13 protein-coding genes and 3 pseudogenes are annotated in these 19,643 nt (G+C 38.0%); 6 read left to right on the forward strand and 10 right to left on the reverse strand.

Annotated features, from left to right (window positions below; genetic code table 11):
* Positions 1 to 259: 259 nt before the first annotated feature.
* A pseudogene (locus tag IG80_RS16840) lies at positions 260 to 555 on the forward strand (TrbC family F-type conjugative pilus assembly protein).
* Entirely contained in the window at positions 552 to 1,352 is an 801-nt protein-coding gene (locus tag IG80_RS0108435; RefSeq protein ID WP_032113638.1) for a hypothetical protein, read from the forward strand. The pseudogene IG80_RS16840 and the gene IG80_RS0108435 overlap by 4 nt, the downstream one beginning before the upstream one ends.
* A gap of 214 nt (positions 1,353 to 1,566) precedes the next feature.
* On the opposite strand, the gene IG80_RS0108440 is transcribed toward IG80_RS0108435, so the two are convergent.
* The gene (locus tag IG80_RS0108440; protein ID WP_032113639.1) at positions 1,567 to 2,460 is read right to left on the reverse strand and encodes a LysR family transcriptional regulator; all 894 of its coding nucleotides are present in this window, start codon (positions 2,458 to 2,460) and stop codon (positions 1,567 to 1,569) included.
* Positions 2,461 to 2,631: 171 nt separating this feature from the next.
* On the opposite strand from IG80_RS0108440, the gene IG80_RS0108445 reads away from it, so the two are divergent.
* On the forward strand, positions 2,632 to 3,456 hold the full coding sequence (locus tag IG80_RS0108445; protein ID WP_052046278.1) for an SDR family NAD(P)-dependent oxidoreductase: 825 nt from the start codon (positions 2,632 to 2,634) through the stop codon (positions 3,454 to 3,456).
* A 165-nt stretch (positions 3,457 to 3,621) separates the two neighbouring features.
* Here IG80_RS0108445 and IG80_RS15140 read toward each other — a convergent pair whose 3' ends face one another.
* From IG80_RS15140 to IG80_RS15150, 8 genes and pseudogenes are all read right to left on the reverse strand, one after another.
* Positions 3,622 to 3,768: a hypothetical protein gene (locus IG80_RS15140; RefSeq protein ID WP_156962136.1), complete on the reverse strand. Its 147-nt coding sequence runs from the start codon at positions 3,766 to 3,768 to the stop codon at positions 3,622 to 3,624.
* Between the two features lie 55 nt (positions 3,769 to 3,823).
* Positions 3,824 to 4,000: a hypothetical protein gene (locus IG80_RS16265; protein ID WP_156962137.1), complete on the reverse strand. Its 177-nt coding sequence runs from the start codon at positions 3,998 to 4,000 to the stop codon at positions 3,824 to 3,826.
* Positions 3,997 to 5,463 (reverse strand): hypothetical protein, encoded by a 1,467-nt coding sequence (locus IG80_RS0108450; protein ID WP_032113640.1) that lies wholly within the window; start codon positions 5,461 to 5,463, stop codon positions 3,997 to 3,999. Before IG80_RS0108450 ends, IG80_RS16265 begins: the two co-directional genes overlap by 4 nt.
* Positions 5,464 to 5,498: 35 nt before the next feature.
* A complete protein-coding gene (locus tag IG80_RS0108455) occupies positions 5,499 to 8,183 on the reverse strand; it encodes a leucine-rich repeat domain-containing protein (RefSeq protein WP_232224379.1) in 2,685 nt (894 codons plus the stop codon).
* A 16-nt stretch (positions 8,184 to 8,199) separates the two neighbouring features.
* Positions 8,200 to 10,914, reverse strand: coding sequence for a hypothetical protein (locus IG80_RS0108460; RefSeq protein WP_032113642.1), 2,715 nt, complete (start codon positions 10,912 to 10,914; stop codon positions 8,200 to 8,202).
* A gap of 97 nt (positions 10,915 to 11,011) precedes the next feature.
* Positions 11,012 to 13,306, reverse strand: coding sequence for a leucine-rich repeat domain-containing protein (locus IG80_RS0108465; RefSeq protein ID WP_032113643.1), 2,295 nt, complete (start codon positions 13,304 to 13,306; stop codon positions 11,012 to 11,014).
* A gap of 42 nt (positions 13,307 to 13,348) precedes the next feature.
* The gene (locus IG80_RS0108470; protein ID WP_198027325.1) at positions 13,349 to 16,237 is read right to left on the reverse strand and encodes a leucine-rich repeat domain-containing protein; all 2,889 of its coding nucleotides are present in this window, start codon (positions 16,235 to 16,237) and stop codon (positions 13,349 to 13,351) included.
* A gap of 396 nt (positions 16,238 to 16,633) precedes the next feature.
* A pseudogene (locus IG80_RS15150) lies at positions 16,634 to 16,927 on the reverse strand (transposase); the annotation flags it as partial.
* A 118-nt stretch (positions 16,928 to 17,045) separates the two neighbouring features.
* Between IG80_RS15150 and IG80_RS0108475 the strand changes: the two are divergent.
* Positions 17,046 to 18,020 (forward strand): Fic family protein, encoded by a 975-nt coding sequence (locus IG80_RS0108475; protein WP_032113645.1) that lies wholly within the window; start codon positions 17,046 to 17,048, stop codon positions 18,018 to 18,020.
* Positions 18,021 to 18,072: 52 nt separating this feature from the next.
* On the opposite strand, the gene IG80_RS0108480 is transcribed toward IG80_RS0108475, so the two are convergent.
* Complete coding sequence (locus IG80_RS0108480) at positions 18,073 to 18,642, reverse strand: recombinase family protein (RefSeq protein WP_032113654.1); 570 nt, start codon at positions 18,640 to 18,642, stop codon at positions 18,073 to 18,075.
* A 245-nt stretch (positions 18,643 to 18,887) separates the two neighbouring features.
* Here IG80_RS0108480 and IG80_RS15155 point away from each other — a divergent pair, with 245 nt between their 5' ends.
* Together IG80_RS15155 and IG80_RS12580 are read left to right on the forward strand one after the other, a co-directional pair.
* Positions 18,888 to 19,061 (forward strand): hypothetical protein, encoded by a 174-nt coding sequence (locus IG80_RS15155; RefSeq protein ID WP_156962139.1) that lies wholly within the window; start codon positions 18,888 to 18,890, stop codon positions 19,059 to 19,061.
* A 40-nt stretch (positions 19,062 to 19,101) separates the two neighbouring features.
* A pseudogene (locus tag IG80_RS12580) lies at positions 19,102 to 19,643 on the forward strand (IS6 family transposase); the annotation flags it as partial.

Raw genomic sequence — 19,643 nt, forward strand, 5'->3', positions numbered from 1 at the left:
CAATATGTTAATAACTTGTTTCGCATCAGCCGGGTTCGCCAACACTCCTAATATTCAAGAAATAATGTCTCAAGCAAAAGCTGAAGAAGTAGAGGCACGCGAGAAAGCCTACCATCTTATAGAGGTGGCGGATTTGCTTCCAAAAGATAAGACAAAACTATGCGGCTCTTGTCAAGATAAAGGGTTTTTGAAAGATCAAAACGCGTCCGCACAAACAAAAAAGAGTGACCAGAAACTCCTTGTGTTTGTGTCCAGTAGCATGCCAGGAGAATCTCTAAAATCCCTTTTTATCCAAGCGCAAGAGATGGGAGCTACCTTGGTATTTCGTGGCTTAATCGGGGATTCTTTCAAGAAAACGCTGATATTAATCCTCCCTTGTTTGACGACTATCAGATTACCCAAGTTCCAAGCTTTGTTTTAAGAGAGGGTGATTCTTTTGATATTGTTCAAGGAAATATTTCTTTTGAGCAAGCCATGCTCCAAATCAAAAGTAAAGGAGAGCTAAAGAAACAGGCAAAGAAACTATTGGATGGGATGAAAGAGGCTCGTCAATGAGAAGAGTAATCAAAGTTCTTGTAGTTGTTTTAGGAATTTATCCCATCGCAAGCAGGGCGGATCCTAGCATGAATGACTATTATACTCAAGAGTATTATACTCAAGGGCAAGCCTTAAGCCAGAATCCAGAATTAAAGATAGCTGGACCAACCGATGCGTCTAAAGTTCCTGGTTATCAGGACCCCTCAACGCTATCTCAGACGTCTATTAAGGAAACGACAATAGATTCTCAAGTGAAAAAGGTGAGACAAGAAAACCAAGAAGCGGCCTTAATCCAAGAAACGTATAATACCAGACCACAGTTTGATTTTGATGTAAAAGCAGATCCTCTGTTTACCAATGCTGATGACATCATCGCAAATCCCGAAAAGATCTTAGAAGTTAGAGGTCATGAGCAGTCGACAGAAATCAAAGTAACGCGCCATCAATGCACCAAAGGCTATGACTTTTTTGAAAAGAGATGTCGCCTGGCAAAAGTCCCTAAACAAGATGGGACCAAACAAGAAGTTAGAACTGATCACGTGTATGTTAAAGGAACTAAGAAGCCTTTCTATATTAAAGACTTTCATCTAGACAGTCGGAAAGAAGGTACCACTTTGTATCCAACATATCTTCTCTGGTTTAGCAATGACCGTGAAAATCCTCAGTGGAAAAAAGATGCTACCTCTCCTAGCGTGATAGAATCTTTCAAAGTTCTTTTTAATGGAACCGATGCCATTTCGGGTCAAGTTTTCCGTATTAATACGAATAGAATAATCTCTGCCAAACACATTAAGAATAGTGATGGGAAATCATAAAAAAATAATAAGATTTATTGATAAGTTATATTAAGCATGAGTTTAACTTCTTTTATGAAGAAGTATCTCGTTAAAGTTGATCTGATTATAACCCCCCTCTTGTAGGGTTGCTCCAGTAATTTATCTTTCTTAAATAATTTCAGTACGAGAATTTACTAGCTTGCTATAAAATGACTATCTAGAATAAATATAAATCTCCCTGTTATCCTATCTTTTATGTGTACATAGCTTTAAAGGCATCTTCTGCAAACTTAATAAATAGTTTAACTTTAAGGTCTATAAATTTTTTTGCAGGGTAAACAAACGATATGGGAAGGCTTTGCCAATCCCAATCAGGCAAGATATTTACTAATTCACCCTTCTTAAATTCAGTTTCACACAAGTATGAGGGAAGCACGGCAATCCCCTGATTTAGTTGAGCAAAGATTTTTGCACTCTCAATGTCATTAACTTCAATTTTTCCTTGGGGTTCTATAATATGGACTTCACTATTTCTTGTCAATTCAATAGCTTTAGGACATTGAGTCGTAGAATATTTTATAAATTTATGATCTTTTAGATCTAAGGGGTGGTTTATAACTTTATTATTTTTAAGATATAGGGGACTTGCCCACAAACCTGCTTTTGCATTTATAAAAAGCTTCTTAATTAAGCTTGAATCTTTTAAATCACCAATATGTAAAGATAAATCGACTTCCTCTTCGATGATATTAATTATATTATTTATGAGTATAAATTCTATATTTATTTTTGAGTACTTCTCAAGAAATTTTTGAGCGATGGGAATAATTAAATAGTGTCCTATATCTGTTGGCGTTAAAATTCTAAATGTCCCTTGAGGTTCTTGCTTGAGGTCTGCTAACTCATTTTCGGCAATATCTATTTCATTTAAAGCGTTCAAACATCTTTGAAAATATATTAGTCCTGCTTCAGTTAATTGTAATTTTCGTGTTGTGCGCTGTATTAAAGTGATCCCTAATTTTTGTTCTAATAGTGATACTTTTGCACTTGCTGTAGAAATCGGAATACCTAAAATTCTAGCTGCTTCACTAAAACTTCTACATTGAACTACTTTTACGAAAATGGATATATCATTATGTAATCCCATAATATCTCTCTATTTAAGCAAAACAATTTTCCCATATATTGAAATATATTTTTCAAATTTACCATCTAATCTTTTATTGGGAATTTTAGTAAACGTAAAAAGGTAGATCTACTTGAATGGGTGGATTGTGAAAAAATATGTAAAGAATATTATATTAATTTGGAGAAAGAAATGAGAAAGTATTTACAATTTGCTTTTATCCTATCACTTGTAAAAGTTAGTGGTATCGCAGCAATTGCTGCTGAAGATAGTTTAGAAATGAATTCTGCAGCTAGAAAGCCTGTCTTAGCTATAGCAGGGGTAGGACCTCAGTTAGGATTTTCAATTGCAGATAAGTTTGGCCAAGAAGGATTCCGAGTAGCCTTGATTTCCAGGAATAAAGATTCTTTAGACGAGTATGTTACAAAGCTCGGAGAAAAAGGAGTGGAAGCAGCTGCTTTTCCTGCTGACCTTACAAAAATAGATCAAGTAGAGAGGGCTTTTACAGAGATTAAAGATAAGTTTGGTCAAATAGATGTTCTTGAGTTCAGTCCTACCCCACCGCTATCACTTTTTCGTTCTATTCCTATGGCCCAGTTGAAAACAGATGATTTAATGGAAATCATGAATACTTACACACTTCCAGCGATTGGAGTTACCAACCAAGTTTTATCGGGAATGATTGAGCAGGGTAAAGGGACTATAATATATACAACAGGTGATTCTCCTATAAACCCTGTATTTCCTGAGCTTCCACATTTAGGAATGGCAATGACTGTCCTTCACGATTATGCAAAAAGAATAAATGCAGAAAAAAGTGGAGTACATGCAATGGCTTTTTGTATCGCTGGGTTTATTAAAGCTAATGATGAGATTATGGACCCCTATAAATTAGCAAATAGATTATATGAAGGCTACAAAAAAGGAACTGACCAAGAAATTGTCATTAAAGGAGATCTCAGTCCATTTGAAGACCTTCTTGCCATGGGACAGACAAAAAATGAAGGAAGAGAATAATTTAAATTAAGCCATAAGAGTTTTATAACTATACTGGCTTTTTCTAAGGCTTTACATCTAAAAGATGTAAAGCCTCTCTATAAATCTAGATATAAAATTTAAGACTTGCTCTGAGAGTTACCTATTTATCATTTAGGGGAGTACTATTAGTTTAAGTTAAGGCTATCAACCTTCTTCCTGTTCCATTGCTTGTACTACAGGCGTCAATGACTCAAGAAGGATGACATTGATCATTAAGCTGCAAGTGAACTTCTTTATTCTTTGTGATGCAGCTGTTTTTCTTGCTTTCTTTCTTCTAAGTTCTCTCGTCATTACTCTTTCCTTATTTTTTTGTAATTCTGAGTTGATGCCCTATTTCTTTAAGGAGTTAGCTCCCCCCCGGACGCTTTTTATCAGCGTTCTCGTTTAAAGTATCTCCAACTTTGTTAAATTCCTTTCCTTGTACTATTTCCTTAAGGATTTTATCTTTATCTTCTCCTGATGGCAGCGTGAAGCTTTTAAGTTGCGCAGGAGGTAGAGTAAAACGAGAATAGTTTTCGCTCACGAAAAAAAGTTGTCCGTATGACGAACGAGACCGGCTGCATAATTTGCAATAATCTCCTCGTGAACGTCCGAACTTTCACGGTTATCAGGTTTTTTACTCATTTTACCTAAGGAGAAAATAAAGGGCCTTGTTTGCGATCCAAAGTAAAGGTTAATTTCCTTTCTAAGAACACTACCAGGGTTGGAATCGGGAATGGCATAATAAGCGGTTCCTCCTTGCTTAGAAAGGACAAGTTTATCTCCTAAAGAATCCAGTTTAAGTCCCTTTTCTTCTTTTAAGACTAACTCTCGACTTAGAATCACCTTGGTTATGTCCCTCATTGAGAAATCATGAAATCGATTTCGTTGGGCAAGGAAGCTGTTAAAGAGGTAAGTTTCTTCCTCATAATAAATTTTCTTCTTGCGACCTTTGAGTTTCTCAACTTTTTCTGACCTAATAACAGGAAGGAATAAATCTGTTAAAGTGTCGCTTAACAAAAGTTCAGCATCAAAAAGATTTATTATGATGTCAACAAAGTCTTCTTCTTTAGGTTTTTTCTTAGACGTAAAGGTATTCTCCAGTAGTTCCCTAAATTTCTTCGGCGTCATAAGAGGCTTGTCTCCATGAGGGCTACGGGCTGCGCACCCTAAAGCTAAGATACCTCCCATGCCAACTCCCCCCATCACATCAAAGAGCTCGTAGACTGGTTTGCCAGTATACTCTTCCAGCTGCTCAAGGTACAATGCCTGGAAAAATGTCCCTTTAGAATCGCTGCTATCTAGAGATAATACAGAAATGCGTCGATTGTTTCTTTGCAAGTGGCGAGAAACATAGGGATACCTACCTTCAGTAGAACTTTGTAAGCCTCTGCTTTCTTGTTCATTGGCTACTGAATAAGGGACTTCAGCATGGGGGGTTTCTATTTGTGGAGGAATAAGAGAAGCTTCCTCTTCGTTGGAACTCCGTTGCCCATAAGCCAGCATCTGGTCTTGGTAATCCTTATAAAGAGTCTTAAATGCTAGCTTAGCTAGAGATGGATTTTCCTCTTTAAGGCTATCCAAAGCTTGGGCAATTTCATCTACATTCCGATAAGGCGTCTGGCCCTCCCCTAAAGAATTATTAATATAAATCAGAGCGTTGTTGATATTTTTCTCACTTTGTTTTAAAGTCGTAAATCCTTCAATCAAAAGGTTATCTTTTAAAGTATCTTCAACCCTTTCTTTCTCATGTTTAGACGAAATAATGCCTATCTCTCCTTCCGAATATAGATCTTGAGTATTTTGTCGAATGGAAACTTGGGAGGAAAGATTTGATGCTAGTCCGAAAGAGACTGTATTAAAATTATTTTTAGGTAGCTTGCTATTGTGTATTAAGTATTCTTTAATCGTTTTAAGTACGTCATTATCAACTCTATTTCCTTCCAAGTTTAAGTCAGTTAATGTATTATTAAAAAATAAAGCTTCTAAAAGGCTTTCCGCTCCCATATTACTAATTTTATTACCTCTCAAATCCAGCGATTTTAAAGTTTTATTTTTTTGAGAGCTGCTGCAAGGTTTAAAGCATCTGCATCGCTAATGTGATTAGCGCATAAACTAATTTCAGTAAGAGTTTTATTCTCTCGTAGTACTAGCGTGAGAAACAACAAAGATCCTAAGTTGCCAGAGTTACTATAATATTTATTATGATCCAAGCGCAAGGTAGTGAGGCTTTGATTTATTATAAAGAGATCAGCAAATGGTCTTGAGCCAAGGAGTCCATTATCCCCTAAATCTAATTTTTTGAGAGTTGTATTATTGACTTGAAAGAGTGGTATTAGTAGAGCTGCTACTCCTATGTCATCAATCCTGTTACCATATAAATCTAATTCGGTAAGAGTCGTATTGTTTTTAAAAGCTTCTCCTAGAATTTTAGCTTCGGACGTATTTATATTAGCCTTCCTCAAACTTAGGCTGGTAAGAGAACAGTTTTCTCCCAATCTTTGAATATCTTCGTCCTTAAAAACATATAGTGGGTTCAGATCGTATGTCCATCCCAAGTTCAATGTCCTAAGAGTTGTATTTGCTGCCAGGGCCCCCATAAAATTTTTAGCTTCACTATTTGCAAACCAAACAGCGTTTCGAACTAAATGCATGGCTGTGAGGGTTTTATTACTTTTAAGAAATTGGACAAGCGCTTTAGCACTCTTAGCCCCACTTCCACAACTAAGACCTCCCAAATCCAGTTCTGTGAGAGAATGACTATCTTGAAGAGCAGGTAATAAGATTTCTGCACCTTCATCTCTAATGTCAGTATCTCTCAAATTTAATATTTTTAAGGAAGTATTTGTTTTAAAGACTCCAGCAAGCGCTATGGCGCTTACAGGGCCAATGCGATTTTTTTCCAAAGTTAGTTCTGTAAGAGTTTGATTACTTTGAAGAGATTTTATAAGGATTGGTGCCTGAAGAGAGTTAATATTAGTATCAAGTAAGTTAAGTGTAGTAAGTGTTGTATTTTTTTTAAGGTATTCTGCTAATATATTAATTGTGGATAAGGCTAAAGGATGGGAAGATATATCAAGACCTCTCAAGGTTGGAATATATTTTAAATTCACCAACTGAGTGGCACCATCTCCCTTTGCAATCGTCTCTTCTCCTCTTAAAAGTTTCAACAAGTGTTCTTTATTACCTGAAGGAAGCATTTTAAATACAGCAAAGGGATAATAACTCTTCGTTTGAGCAAACTCTTTCTCTTGAATCCTGTCGCAACCTTCAATATAAAGATTTTTTAACTGGAGTATAAAGCGCATTGTTTTATTAAGGGCTTCATCGGTAATTGAGGCGTTTCCTCGCAGATCTAAGTCTTGAAGCTGGGGCGTTTCAAGGATCAGCTTTTGCAGGTTTGGGCAATTTTGGAGCTTTACTTCCTTTAATTGTGGTCCATTAATATATATTTCTTCAAAGGCTTTAGCGTTTGTTATTATCAATGTTTTAAGCTGCAGCAGTTGAAAGATCCTATTTGTAACTCTCAGGGGGGTTGAGTTGCCCAATCGGACAAGTTTCTGCAGGTGGCTTAGATTTAAACACCGCAGACTAGGTACTCCTTGAGCAAGGATAAAGAGGTCATCTTCTGTCAACCTCGAACATCCCTGAAGACCTAAATAAGTAACAAACTTGCCTTCAAACCCTTTAAAGTACTCTCCAGTTAAGCTTGAACAATACTTCAAGTTAAGACGTCGAATCGCACCTCTTTCTGTCCCCTGTCGGCTTTTAATGTCATTCAATAAGTCTCTTTGGTCCTTAGGAGACGTATTCTTAAAGTTATAATTCTTTAAGAATTCTTCCCTAGCTCTGGCTCCTAAAAGATTTTTAAAATCTGATAAAAGATGATTTTGCTTTGCATCTTCTTGTAATAATCGCTCAAGGATTATTAAAGCCTGTGCAGGACCCTGCTGTTTGCCCTGCAGAATAAGATCTTGGACTGTCTGGGCAAGAGGAATATCTGAGGACCGTAAAAAAGGACCTAATCGGGTAGACGTGTAAAATCCTCCTCCTTGAGGGCGGTGGTATGCCTCTCCATCCACTAAATCAAATCGCTCATATAAATCTTGGCCTCTTGGATATACTGCAAAGCCCTTGTCATACTTAGATGCTAAAGGAGCTTCCAATTCTTTTAAAATCTCCAATGGTTTAATTTCACGGTTATCCTTTAATATATTTTGCAGCCCCTTAAACTTATTATATACCCGCTCTATGGTTTCTCGATTAAAAGCGACTCCAATATAGCTATGCTTATTCTCAGGAGGGGGTACGTTATCCAGATTGTTCTTTCTGAACCATTGAGCCCAAGAATTTTTTTCTTCCTCAGACAGAGGAAGAAAACTTTGTCGTTCTTCAGATGTAAACAAAGCCTGGTAACCTTTCTCAAGGTCACCTAGATCCTCCAACCATTTCGGTAAAATTTCCTCAAAAGCAATATTCTTAAAATGCTGGTGCACTTCGGCTGGCAAAATCTCATTCATCTCCTTTAAACAAAAAAGAAGCGTTTTTACCTCAATAAACTTTAAAGACTTCTTACCCTCATTTTCTTTTTTAGCAACGGTCACACCAAAGGAATGGTCATTATCAATGCCAATCAATCGATATCTTTTAGGCTCGTTGGGAGAAGACGGTGGGAGTTCTTCCAGGATATAATTTGCCGGTTGACCATCTTCTGGATTGATAAGCATCGCCATGAGAATTATCTCAGCCGTCGTTTTTAGGATCCAGATTCATTATCCCTTCAGGCACAAGCTTTGCTGCCTGGTGAGGATTAAGTTTTTTTACCTTTTCTACCTTTTTGGCATGCTCCTCAAAAATATCAGCTAGATTTTTTCCTTTCACGCCAAGAGAGACAAGGTAAGGTTTATTCCCATAGCGGATGAGTTTACTAAAGAAAGAATCGTGACCAGCTATAGCAAGATTAAGTAACCGGACCGCCTCCTCCGTTCCCGGTAGTTCAGGAAACTCCTTAAAATAAAGCTCATAGGGTCCCCGCATAACTCTACCTACAGCGCTGCGGCCTTTCCCCTCATTGACCTTTTTAATCTTTCCCGTTACCTCATGAAACAGCGCACCGCGTACGTTCTCAGGCATCTCTCGTTTATCCCCATCTACTGTCCTGATAGGAGCATTCTCATCCTCAGAGATGGGCATAAGCACTTCTAGGGCTGTTTCCCACTCTACCGCTCGGTTTTTTATTTCTAACCTGCGATAGGCTTTGAGAGTCGCATCGTCTTCATCTCGTTCCCCAAGCTTCCCCTTAACATAAAAAGAAGCCGCCTTTTTTGCCTGGATTTTATAGACACCTGCATCAATGAGGCGTTGAAAGACTTTCTCAAAGTCATACTCCAAACTTAAATCCAGGGGTGACTTTCCTAAAGAATTTAAAGTATTAAGAGCTTCTGGCAAAACCCCAAAGGAGAGAATAGCATTTAATTCCTCTACAGCCTTGTCTTCATCTTGCCCATTGAGTGCCAAAACTTTATATAGGTGATCCTCAGGCAAAGCAATACCAAGCGCTTTTAATGCGGGATAGAGATGAAGGCGGTCCTCAAAAGAAAAAGACTCTGTTAAAATCTTTTGAGCTAGATCATTTAATCGCCAAGTTTCTGGAACTTCTTTTAATACCTTTGGAAAAAACTTTTGCAACGTAATTAAGTAACGCCCTTGAAGCAATGAAGAGAGTTCTTGAAAATTTATTTCCTTGAAAAGAGCCTGGACTTGCTTTTGCGGAGAAAGGACATTGGTAGAGTTTTGTCCCAGAATCTCTTTCATCTCATGCTTATCTGTTTGTTCACGCCGCAATGCTTGATAGACCAAGGATTTTTGCAAGCTTTTGTCTTCTGTATGGATGAGCACTTCAGCTCGTGGAGATAGAATCTCTTCCAAAAGAACCTCATGAGTCAAGGAGTTGGAATCCTGATCCTTCACAAGGTAGCGGTAAGCTTCTACAGGATTATTATTGAGTTTTCTCAAACGACCATAATATTGGGAAACCAGGGGATCCATAAAAGCTAAGATATCTTCAAGTTTGGCATCTGCATGATTATTTAAATAACCTTGCAATTGCTGAATTTTTTTAAAAAGGTCCATACTTAAAAAGGAAGGAAGATGGAGAGGAATACCCTCAAGAAATTCCGATGGAATAGGTTGGCCCCCAAATAGGGCTTTATAGGATTTATTCCTGGCTTGAAGGCCACCCAACCATTGGGTCACAAAAAGACCAGGGTCCCAAGATAATACCCTTTTTCGAATTTCAGAGTCTAAGGAGCGATCTTCAAGACCAGGAAGAAGATAAAGGATAGTCTTTACCCCAATAGAATGGCTTTCTTCCTTTTCATAAGGATTAACCTTCCACAAAATTGAGGGGGCTAAAGCCATATCGTTATCAATGCCTACTAAATTATAGTCTTCATCTACAAAGAAATTATCGGCTTTCCCATCTTCTGGATTGGTGAGAAGGCTTGTTAAGAACAAAGCACTCACACTAGATGAGCTAAGATTAGACAAGTCTCCTCTCAATTTTTGATAGTGTGCAGCAAATGACTTTCCATTAACCTTGGGAGCCGCTTGAAGAGGATAAATTTTTTGAGGAAAAGTACCAACATTTTTAAGCGTTAAAAACGTGCTGGGAGTCATGCCTTGTCCTGTAAGGAAGGTTTGGAACGCTCCCATAGCTGATTCTAAGGTAGGACATAATGGCATCTTAGAGTCTTCCGCCCCTTTAAAGAAAACCTCTCCCAGCTCAGTTACAGGGTGATTGCCATCTGGGTTCTTTTTGCTAATCACACCCTCAGCAGACATGGACAGAATCTCTCGGGCTCTGGCTTGGGAAAGACGGTATGAGTCTAAGGTATCAAGCGTTAAAACTGCCTTAGGTTCTAAAAGAGCTTTTTGTTTTTCAGGAGTGGCGCTTTTGAACTTATCAGCATAACTTTTGTAAAATGTTTTAATTCTATTAACCAGTTCAGCTGGCAAGATTTTTAAAATCGGGGGCTCTTGCAACTTTCTGAGAGTTTCCTCCAATCGGTTCTGCGAGGCCAAGATCTCAGGAGCCTGAAGAATATTCTTTAGCTCTTCAGTTAAACGTGGGTCTATTTCTGAGCTATTTTTCCCCTTCTTTTGGCCAAGAAATAGCCAGGTTTCCTCCACAGGATCGCTCTCCCCTTCTACTTTTGCCGCACGTAATATTTTTTGATAAAGATCCTGTAACTGCCTTTGATGCTTTATCATGAGCTGGTCAGGAAGGTTTTCCTCTCTTGCAGAAGGAGTTTGTGGAGGAGTTGGAACCATCCTTCTTTCTTGCTCCAACTGCTCCATGGCCTGGGCAAGAGGGATAAAAGAATTCGTTAGAATAGTCCCTACCATTAAGGATGAAGTTAATCGGTGCAACACTCTCCAATAATTCTTAAAAGCCATTTTTTATGCTTTCTTTTTCTATGAGTTTTAAGTTAAGGGGATAAAGAGCTTTTGAAAGAGCTGTTTATCCTCTTGTCTATTTAATGCTGATAGAGGATTATTGAAGGACCTCAACTTGTCCTTCCCCATTTTCCTCCGGCAAGGCAGGTGTTTGCTCTCTCATTTTTAAGGCTAATTTACGGACGATGCCTTCATATTTGAGTGACATCTTAGGAGCCTGGATAGAAAGGTTTTCTAGAAGAACCGGCTTATCTTTTATTGCAGAAGCCAAACTATACAACCCAATTGTATTTGGTTCTAGGAAATCAAAAACAGGATTGTAATCTAGGTTGAGGCTTGTTAAGGAGGTATTTAGGCTAATCCCTTCAGATAAAACGCCGAGTCCCTCTGCGGTAATATTATTATGAGATAGGTCTAACAGCTGGAGATGTTCTAGGCATCCTCCGGGAGCTAAAGCATTGGCCAGAATGTGTAAACCATAAGTATAAGCTACCTCTGTTTCTTCTTCCTCCAGGTTTGGATTACTCATACGGCCTACGGAACCATTTAGTTTGAGACTTGTTAAGGAATTATAAGATGTCCCTTTATCATCGTTGAGAGAACCAATAAATTCTTCTGCCTGCAGGGTTAATGAAGGTACTTCTTCAGCACTTGAAATGTCTTCTGCCTCATCAGGTTTTTCAATCTCTTTACCTTTATCCATACTTTTCTGTGTTTGAGCTCCTCTCCCATAAGCTGCCTCTACATCTTCCCTTTCAAAGGCATTACCCCCCAATGCGACTACAATCTCAGTTTGTTGAGAAATCCACTCAGTAACAAAGGCTTCTAACCCAGCAAGACCTATCATATTTTTATTTAAGTAAAGCTTCTCAAAGTCAGGATTTTGAGGAAGAGCCCCAGCCAATGCTTCTGCTCCTTCGTCCTTAACCAGGTTTTTAGACAAATCCAGAATTTTAAGTTTTGAACCCGAAGCAATAAGGTTAGCAAAAGCTTTAGCCCCTTCGTCGCCTATCTGATTATTTGCTAAATAAAGCTCTGTAAGATTATTACTATGCCCAAGACCGTTGGTTAGAAGCTGCACCCCTCTGTCTCGAATATAGTTGTCATCCAAGCACAAAGTTGTCAGGGAACACCCCTGTTCGAAAATTGTCTCAAAGAAAAGGGTATCATTTATATCTGTTAAGCCATTACTGGCAAGATCTAACATTCTAAGGGTACCATTTCTTCCTATTAAAGAAAGGAGTCGAAGCATTACTCCTTTTCCACCTAGCCCATTGCCTCTTAACCTTAAAACTTCTAAATTGTTATTATTTCTAAGGCTGCGGGTAAGATCTTCTAGCCCTTCCATTCCCATTTCCTGCCCTTGGAAACTTAATTCTTGCAAGACAGTATTGGAAGAAATAATAGTGCTAAGAGCTCTTATACCTGTTGCTTTTAAGGGAGATTTTCCATAAACGATTGCCAGCTTGTTCATTTGGGGCGCATTAAAGCTTAAATTAAGGAGCATTTCCAAGGGCAGTCTTTGTCTTAAGGCCAGAGGTAAATCGTTGAAAATTTGGCAAGCTTCAACTACCTTATTGACAAATTGTTGGTCACCTAAATGAGCGCGATAAACCGCAAATCCATTAATTAAAGGGTCTTCAGTAAGGCTTTGTGCTTTTAAAGACCAAGTGCGTCCTCTAGGATCCAAAAGAACGGGGGAAAGCGGTGGTTTTGATTGATCTAAAGAGTCTGATGGCTCCTGTTTCTTCTTAAAAAAGATGTTCCAAAATCCCGATGAATTTTCAGGCTCCTTAGGCATGTTCCCACTAACTAAATCAGCAATTTTCTTTAGTACATCGGGATTAATAAGATTTCCTTGTGAATCAAGATTTCCCTCCAAATTAAGCCGGGTTAAAGAAGTATTGGTAGGAAAAGCATCAATTAATTTAATAGCTGCATCGGTGGAAAAATTATTATAGCTGAGATTTAAATCGGTAAGGCAGGTATTTTTTGTTAAAAGCCGGAAGATTGCATGGATACAATCATCTTTTAAGGCGTTGTGAGGCAAGTAAAGAATTTTAAGAGTTTTGTTCCTATGTAAGCTAGTTAGAAAGGTTTCAACAGATTCTTTTTCAAGACTAGTACCGCTAAGGTCTAAAAATTGTACTGTTGTATTGAAGTTGAAGGCATTTGCTAGAGGGGTAATGTCTTCTATCGGATGATTAGCAAGTTCCAATCTAGGTTGTTGGTATTTATTGGCACTTAAATCAAAACATAAATCATCCGTAAGTCGATTGGAAGAAGCATCAGATGGCGCCTGCATGGCTTGGCTAGACACAGAGGAAAGCAATAAACTAAGTGCAAGAATAGATGTCTTAGGTTTTAGAGAAAAAGTCGGTAAAAATCGCATGTTAAGTCCCCCTATTAATTTTTTTATTTATTTCTTTTCTCATTACTCTCTCAGAGAGGCAGATAACTTATTTTGACCCAGAAAAATAGCCAGCTTACCCACGTTTTCTCTGTCAATCCCCTCATCAGGTAGACTCAAAGTATATAAAGTTCTATTTTTTTGATTTTTAAAAAGATTTAAAAAATTCTTTGCACTATCATTTGTAAGGTTGTTTCCCTGCAAAAAAAGAGCTTCTAAATCAGTATTGTAGGCTAAAGCATCTACCAAATAACCAGCCCCGATATCAGTAATCTTATTTCCTTCAAGAATAAGGGTTTTTAAACTTCTGTTGTGCACAAGGTTTTCAGCTAGAAATTTCACTTCTGCATCCGTTAAACCTACCTGTGAAAGAGATAGCTCTTCTAGTAAACACTCACCCTGAAGTCCGTTAGCTAAGGCTTGAGCTTCTTCTATTCCCAATCTGTTGTCGCTTAAGTCCAAAGCTCTGATCCGGGCTCCCTTAGATAAATGATCTGCAAATGTTTGAATCCCTGCTAATTTTATCGCACCAATCTTATGCAGATCGAGAAATGCCAAGTCTTTATGAGCTAAATTCCTTAAAAGATTTATGAACGCGTTGCTACTTAAAGGATTCTCCCCTATCAATAATTCCATTAGGCTTGGATTATCTCTTAAGAAATTTATTAACTTGAAGGCATCGTTATTTTTCATTTTAACATTGGTAAGATTCAACGTTTCTATTGTATGATTAAGCTCTAGGGCTTTCCCTAATATTTCAAGACCTTTAGATCCTAAAGCTTGATGAGAAAAATCAAGCTTTTTAATTTTAGGGTCATTTTGTGCCACTCCAAGGCATTCTTCTAAAGAAAAAATATTCTTTATTGAACTAGGTAGCTTACTATAATCTTGTGCAAGTTCAGAAAGAGAAATAGTCTGTCTATCTTCTAAACTTTCATGATGACGGGGGATTGGCTGAGAAGAGGAAGAGGAAGAAAGAAGACCCCATAAATTTCCTAAATTATTTTCCTGCTTCGTAGCCACAAGAGTCGGAGATGGGCTTCTTTGCAGCTCAGGGCTATCTATTTTTTCCTTTCCCTTTGGGCTCTCTGAATTACTAACAACTTCAACCCGCCCTTCCTCATCTTCCTTTAAAGAAGATTCTTCTTCCTCTTCATCTAAAGCAACCTCCCAATAGCTGGGTAATTCTCTTTCTTCTTCTCTCACCGCTTTTGGCAGGTTAGATAAGAGTCCCCTCATCTCTTCTAGAGCGAAATGGTTATCCACTAATCCAAGGTCTATTACGTCTTTAGAAATAGGATTCCCACCTAAAGATACTTTAGTTTGAGATCCTCCCTCAAAACAGGCTTCCAGAAATGCACTAGCTCCCTCTTCCTCAATTAAATTCTTATGTAAATAGAGATATTTAAGCATAGGATGATGGGGAAGCACTTCAGCCAATGCCTTTGCTCCCATGTCTCTAATATAATTTTTTGAAAGGTCCAAAATTGTTAAACCTTTATTCCCTTTCAGACCCCGGGCCAAAGAAATTGCTCCCTTATCGCCCATAGGGTTACCTGAAAGAAGAAGCTCAGTGAGTATAGTATTGCGCAACAGCGCTTCTGCTAAGCAGCCCACACCCTCAGGGCCGATCTTGGTATCATTTAGTCCTAAGGAAAGCAATGGGGGGTTTTGTTCCAACCATTGACCAATAGCTAACGCACCTTGATCACAAAGGTCATTTCCAAACAGACATAATACTTTTAAGTTTGACCAGGTAGGGAAAAGCTCTATCAAAGAAAAAACATGAGTAGATCCTTGCAAGCCAGCCCTGGCTAAAGATAATTTGCCTAACTTAGGATGATTTTTTAAACTTTCTAAAAATTTTATCCCCTTGTCATGGCCAAGCAGCTGACCACGAATAATCAGCGTTTCAAGAATGGTATTGCCTTGCAATGCTTGAGTTAATATAGGAAAAGCTTCTTCTTTTAAAAGGTTACCATAAGAAATATCTAAACACTCACTATCTGGCATACCAAGACTTAAACTAAGCAACCTCCTCAAATCTAAACTATGCTGAGTTTCAGGATCTACTTCAGCCAAAAGCCTTAGGATTTGGGTAACTCTTTTAGAGAATTCCTTATCCTTTAACCTTATTTTTGCTGTCTCAAACTCACTTATGCGCTTATCAACAAGCAGCAACTCAGCTTTAGGGTATGAGCTGCGATTAATAAGAGAATGCAGGTATTTAGTTATCAAGCTTTTAAGCGGTTTATGATGGGGATCTTGGATTTGTTGGCCAGCACGTCGTAAAGTTAAACTTTTTTCTGCTTGCCTTAGCATAAATGACTTTACTGCCTCTAAAGCTACGTCACTTATGTAATTGCCTGCTAATTTCAAGCAAACTAAACTCTCATTAGTCGGAAAAGCAGCTAATAATGTCGGCACTTCCTCTGAGATTTTTCCTTCAGGTGTGATTCCTATTCCTTTATGCGTCAGTTTATTATCTTCTAAATCCAAATAACCTAAGCTCTTATTCTTTAATAAAAACCTAAATAGAGAAGCTGTACTGGCATCCGTAATTTTATTTTTTGCCAGCAGAAGAGTGGAAAGAGTTGGATGGTTTATAAGGCCTTGTAAAAGCAAATGAAGCTGGTCTCCTTTTAAGCCGGTGCGAGACAATTCTAAACGGCTTAAGTTAGAGTTACGACTTAATGCACCAGCCAATTGCTCTCCTCTATTAGCTAAGGGGTAATCATTAAGCTTAACTGTATTTTGGGACAGCTCAGAGTTTGGCCCTATAACAGTAAAAAGACTATTTACTTTTTCTTCCCAGTCATCTGGCTTTTCCATCGCACAAACGGGAAGAGCCCCTAATAACATTACTAAGCTGAACCTTTTTGTCCATTTTCCAACCTTGCTCCAGGTCTGCATGTTTGTTCTCCCATTGTTTCTCAAAATATACATTCACTATTTCTTACGCAGCCTTTTGCCTGAACGTGCTTAAAAGCTTAGATTTATGAGTATAGCTTTTTTAGAGATGCTTTATTGGTAAAGGGGAAGTAAGGAGATATTTAATTTTTTTAACTATCTTAAGCAGAAAAACAACAAGCAAAAGAACTAGTAATCCTTAAATATCACATTATTTTACAATTACTGGACTTATTGGTAATGTAGATTAGAGCCAGTTAGCATCTCTTCCAGAATTTGCAACGTATATAGCCTGAGCATGAATGCAAGAGTTTTTTTAAGAGAAGTATGGTGAGTTGCGGACGTACATTCGGCTTTTATTATTCTAGACCAGATGGTGTATCCGATCACTTCTTGTCCTTATCGTAGCCATTGATATGTTGTTTGTTTGGCAAGAAGAGCCCATACAATTCTCGCATTTTTATTGGCTAAAGCGACGTAAGTTTTTTGTGTACCACAGCGCTTAATAAGGTTTTCTAACCAAGCAGATCGCCTCTTAGAAAAACTAATAAAAGCTCTGGCTCCATGGATGAGAAGTTTCCTCAAATAGCGATCATATCTTTTGCTTATGCCTAACAGTACTTTTTTATTCCCACTGGAATGTTGACGAGGAACTAACCTTAGCCAGGCTGCTAAATGACGACCATTCTTAAAGCTAGCAACCTTTTATCTCTGCGGCACACAAAACGGCCGTTTTTTGGTAAATTAATTCTTCCTTGTTAATCCCATTACCACTTCCATTTGATAGTATCATATGATACTATCAATTATTATGAGTTACATACCACCATTTAAAATTACTCCTTTAATTCTTAAAAACTCTCAAAAAATATCTAGAGAACTGGGAATTATTTTTGGACGCAAGATTGCTGAAATCCCTCTTAAATTAAGGCGAGAGAATAATATCAAAAGTATACAAGCATCACTAGCAATTGAAGGAAATACATTAACTCTCAATCAGATTACAGATATCTTAGAGGGAAAAAGAGTTATCGGGCCCCCTAAAGATATACTTGAAGTTAAGAACGCTCTTTCACTTTATGGAAACCTTAAAATATTTGACCCTTTAAAAATAAATGATCTTCTCCAAGCCCACACAATTCTTATGGAAAACCTCACAGATGAGAATGGAAAATGGCGTTCAGGTGCGGTAGGTATCTTTAAAGGAAAAGAAGTAAGTCACGTGGCACCACCGGCCAAAAGAGTCCCTGAACTTATGCATGATCTATTCGATTTTCTTGTTAAGAATAAAGAAATTTCATGGATTATCAAAGCTTGTATATTTCACTATGAACTAGAGTTTATTCATCCTTTTGCCGATGGGAACGGGCGAATTGGACGGCTATGGCAACAATTAATACTTATGAAAGAAGATCCCCTTTTTGAATATATCCCTTTAGAAGTTTTGGTAAAGGACAACCAAGCAGAATATTATCAAGCACTTGGCGAAAGTGATAGACTTGGGGAGTCTACCCCATTTATAGAATTCTCGTTAAATATAATTGATGCAGCTCTTATCAGTTATTCACAAATGCCTCCCCCTCTTCCAAAAGATTCCTTTTCTCGATTAAATTATGCTAAATCAAGAATACTAAAAGAATGGTTTTCTCGTAAAAATTACATTGAAATTCATAAAGATATCTCTACTTCTACGGCTAGCCGAGATCTTCTTTTTGGAATAGAAAAAGGAATACTAAAAAGCAGAGGACGTAAGAATCAACTTCACTATTATTTCTTAAATGAATAATAATTCTACTTTTAGATCCCTTTAATTTGAGGGGGGGGATTACCCTATGCATCTAGCTCAAAGTATTATCTACTTCCCTTAAAACCCTGGATATAGTAGAACGGTGAACGTTAAATAAGCGTGCTGCTTCAGCAGCACTTGTTTGACCAGATGCTACCATGGTTTGAATAGCTTGAATTTGAGAAGTTCCTAATTTAGGTTTTCTTCCCCCTACCCTCCCCTGTTCACGTGCCAAAGCAAGGCCTGCTTTTGTCCTCTCTCGAATCATTGCTCGTTCAAATTCTGCAAAGCTCCCTAACATTTGAGTTAGCATAATCCCTGCAGGAGTTGTGGTATCAATGTGCTCTGTTAAACTTATAAAGCCTACAGATAAATCTGATAGTTTTTCAATAAAAGTTAACAAATCTCTTAAAGAGCGAGAAAGACGGTCTAGTTTCCATACGACGACCACATCTCCTTCTCGAAGATGTTCTAACATTCTTTGAAGCTGTGGCCGATCCCACCGCCCACCTGAGGCTTTTTCTTCATATATCTTTTTACAACCAGCTTCCTTTAAAGTACGGACTTGGGCAGTTGTATCTTGATCACCTTCTTTAGAGACTCGGGCATAACCTATAAACATAATTTTTGTTGCAAATAAGTGTTGCCAATTAATTTGATTATACAACAGGTTTTTGCAACACGCAAGCCTTTGAATATGGGAGTGTTTCAATTTGTTGCATAAACGATCGTTTTTGAAAAACACCTTTGGATGCAATAAAGTGGGAAATAGTAAAAGTAGTATTTATCTCATATTCCCACTTTTTAATTAAACCTATTAAGTATATTTCACTATATTGTATATAATCATTTTGTGTTTTATGACTTATGAAAATAGAAGGCATTAAAGGGGTAAGGAAAATAACAAAAAAATCAATTTTACGCTATGATTCAAAGGGAAGGATAAATTTATGGGAAATTGCCAAAGATGTTAATAGCTATCGCGTAAGAAAAGAAGAAAGTGGACAAAGGCACCGTCAACTTAACAAAGAAGCAAAATAGGAATAAAGTAAGGAAAAAATAAAGTTGGTATGATTCCGCCATGTCCTTAATCAAAGCTCCCAAACGTCACTGCTTCCCGGTCTCGATAATCAGCCAAGCCGTGTGGCTTTATTACCGTTTCAATCATAGTTATAGAGATGTCCAGGAACAACTAGCCTTTCGAGGAATTACCCTGAGTCATGAGACGGTCAGGAAATGGTGCACTAAATTCGCTCTTCATTTTATAGATGTCATAAAGAAGCGTGAGAGGAAACCGAGAGATAAATGGCATCTGGATGAAATGGCTCTTAAGATTAATGGAGAGATGTTTGTCTTATGGAGAGCTGTCGATCGCGACGGAATGGAGCTCGATGTCTTTCTCCAAAAACGTCGCAATAAGAGATCGGCTATCAGATTCCTAAGCCGATTATTGGGGACGCACCCAGCCCCAAGGGTTATTGTTACCGACAAATTGAAAAGCTATGTAAAGCCGATCACAGGACCCACAAGCGGCTCAACAATCGTATCGAACACGCCCATCAACCAACTCGCCGTAAAGAAAAATGCTTGATAAAATTTAAGTCTCCTCCTGGAGTTCAAAGA

This window comes from Candidatus Paracaedibacter symbiosus (assembly GCF_000757605.1).
Taxonomy (GTDB): Bacteria; Pseudomonadota; Alphaproteobacteria; order Paracaedibacterales; family Paracaedibacteraceae; genus Paracaedibacter_A; species Paracaedibacter_A symbiosus.

Excerpts from the sequence above, each read along its gene's own strand:
- IG80_RS0108435 (WP_032113638.1), top strand. The coding sequence starts at position 552 with ATGAGAAGAGTAATCAAAGTTCTTGTAGTTGTTTTAGGAATTTATCCC.
- IG80_RS0108440 (WP_032113639.1), bottom strand. The coding sequence starts at position 2,460 with ATGGGATTACATAATGATATATCCATTTTCGTAAAAGTAGTTCAATGT.
- IG80_RS0108445 (WP_052046278.1), top strand. The coding sequence starts at position 2,632 with ATGAGAAAGTATTTACAATTTGCTTTTATCCTATCACTTGTAAAAGTT.
- IG80_RS15140 (WP_156962136.1), bottom strand. The coding sequence starts at position 3,768 with ATGACGAGAGAACTTAGAAGAAAGAAAGCAAGAAAAACAGCTGCATCA.
- IG80_RS0108450 (WP_032113640.1), bottom strand. The coding sequence starts at position 5,463 with ATGGGAGCGGAAAGCCTTTTAGAAGCTTTATTTTTTAATAATACATTA.
- IG80_RS0108455 (WP_232224379.1), bottom strand. The coding sequence starts at position 8,183 with ATGCTTATCAATCCAGAAGATGGTCAACCGGCAAATTATATCCTGGAA.
- IG80_RS0108460 (WP_032113642.1), bottom strand. The coding sequence starts at position 10,914 with ATGGCTTTTAAGAATTATTGGAGAGTGTTGCACCGATTAACTTCATCC.
- IG80_RS0108465 (WP_032113643.1), bottom strand. The coding sequence starts at position 13,306 with ATGCGATTTTTACCGACTTTTTCTCTAAAACCTAAGACATCTATTCTT.
- IG80_RS0108470 (WP_198027325.1), bottom strand. The coding sequence starts at position 16,237 with ATGCAGACCTGGAGCAAGGTTGGAAAATGGACAAAAAGGTTCAGCTTA.
- IG80_RS0108475 (WP_032113645.1), top strand. The coding sequence starts at position 17,046 with ATGAGTTACATACCACCATTTAAAATTACTCCTTTAATTCTTAAAAAC.
- IG80_RS0108480 (WP_032113654.1), bottom strand. The coding sequence starts at position 18,642 with ATGTTTATAGGTTATGCCCGAGTCTCTAAAGAAGGTGATCAAGATACA.
- IG80_RS15155 (WP_156962139.1), top strand. The coding sequence starts at position 18,888 with ATGAAAATAGAAGGCATTAAAGGGGTAAGGAAAATAACAAAAAAATCA.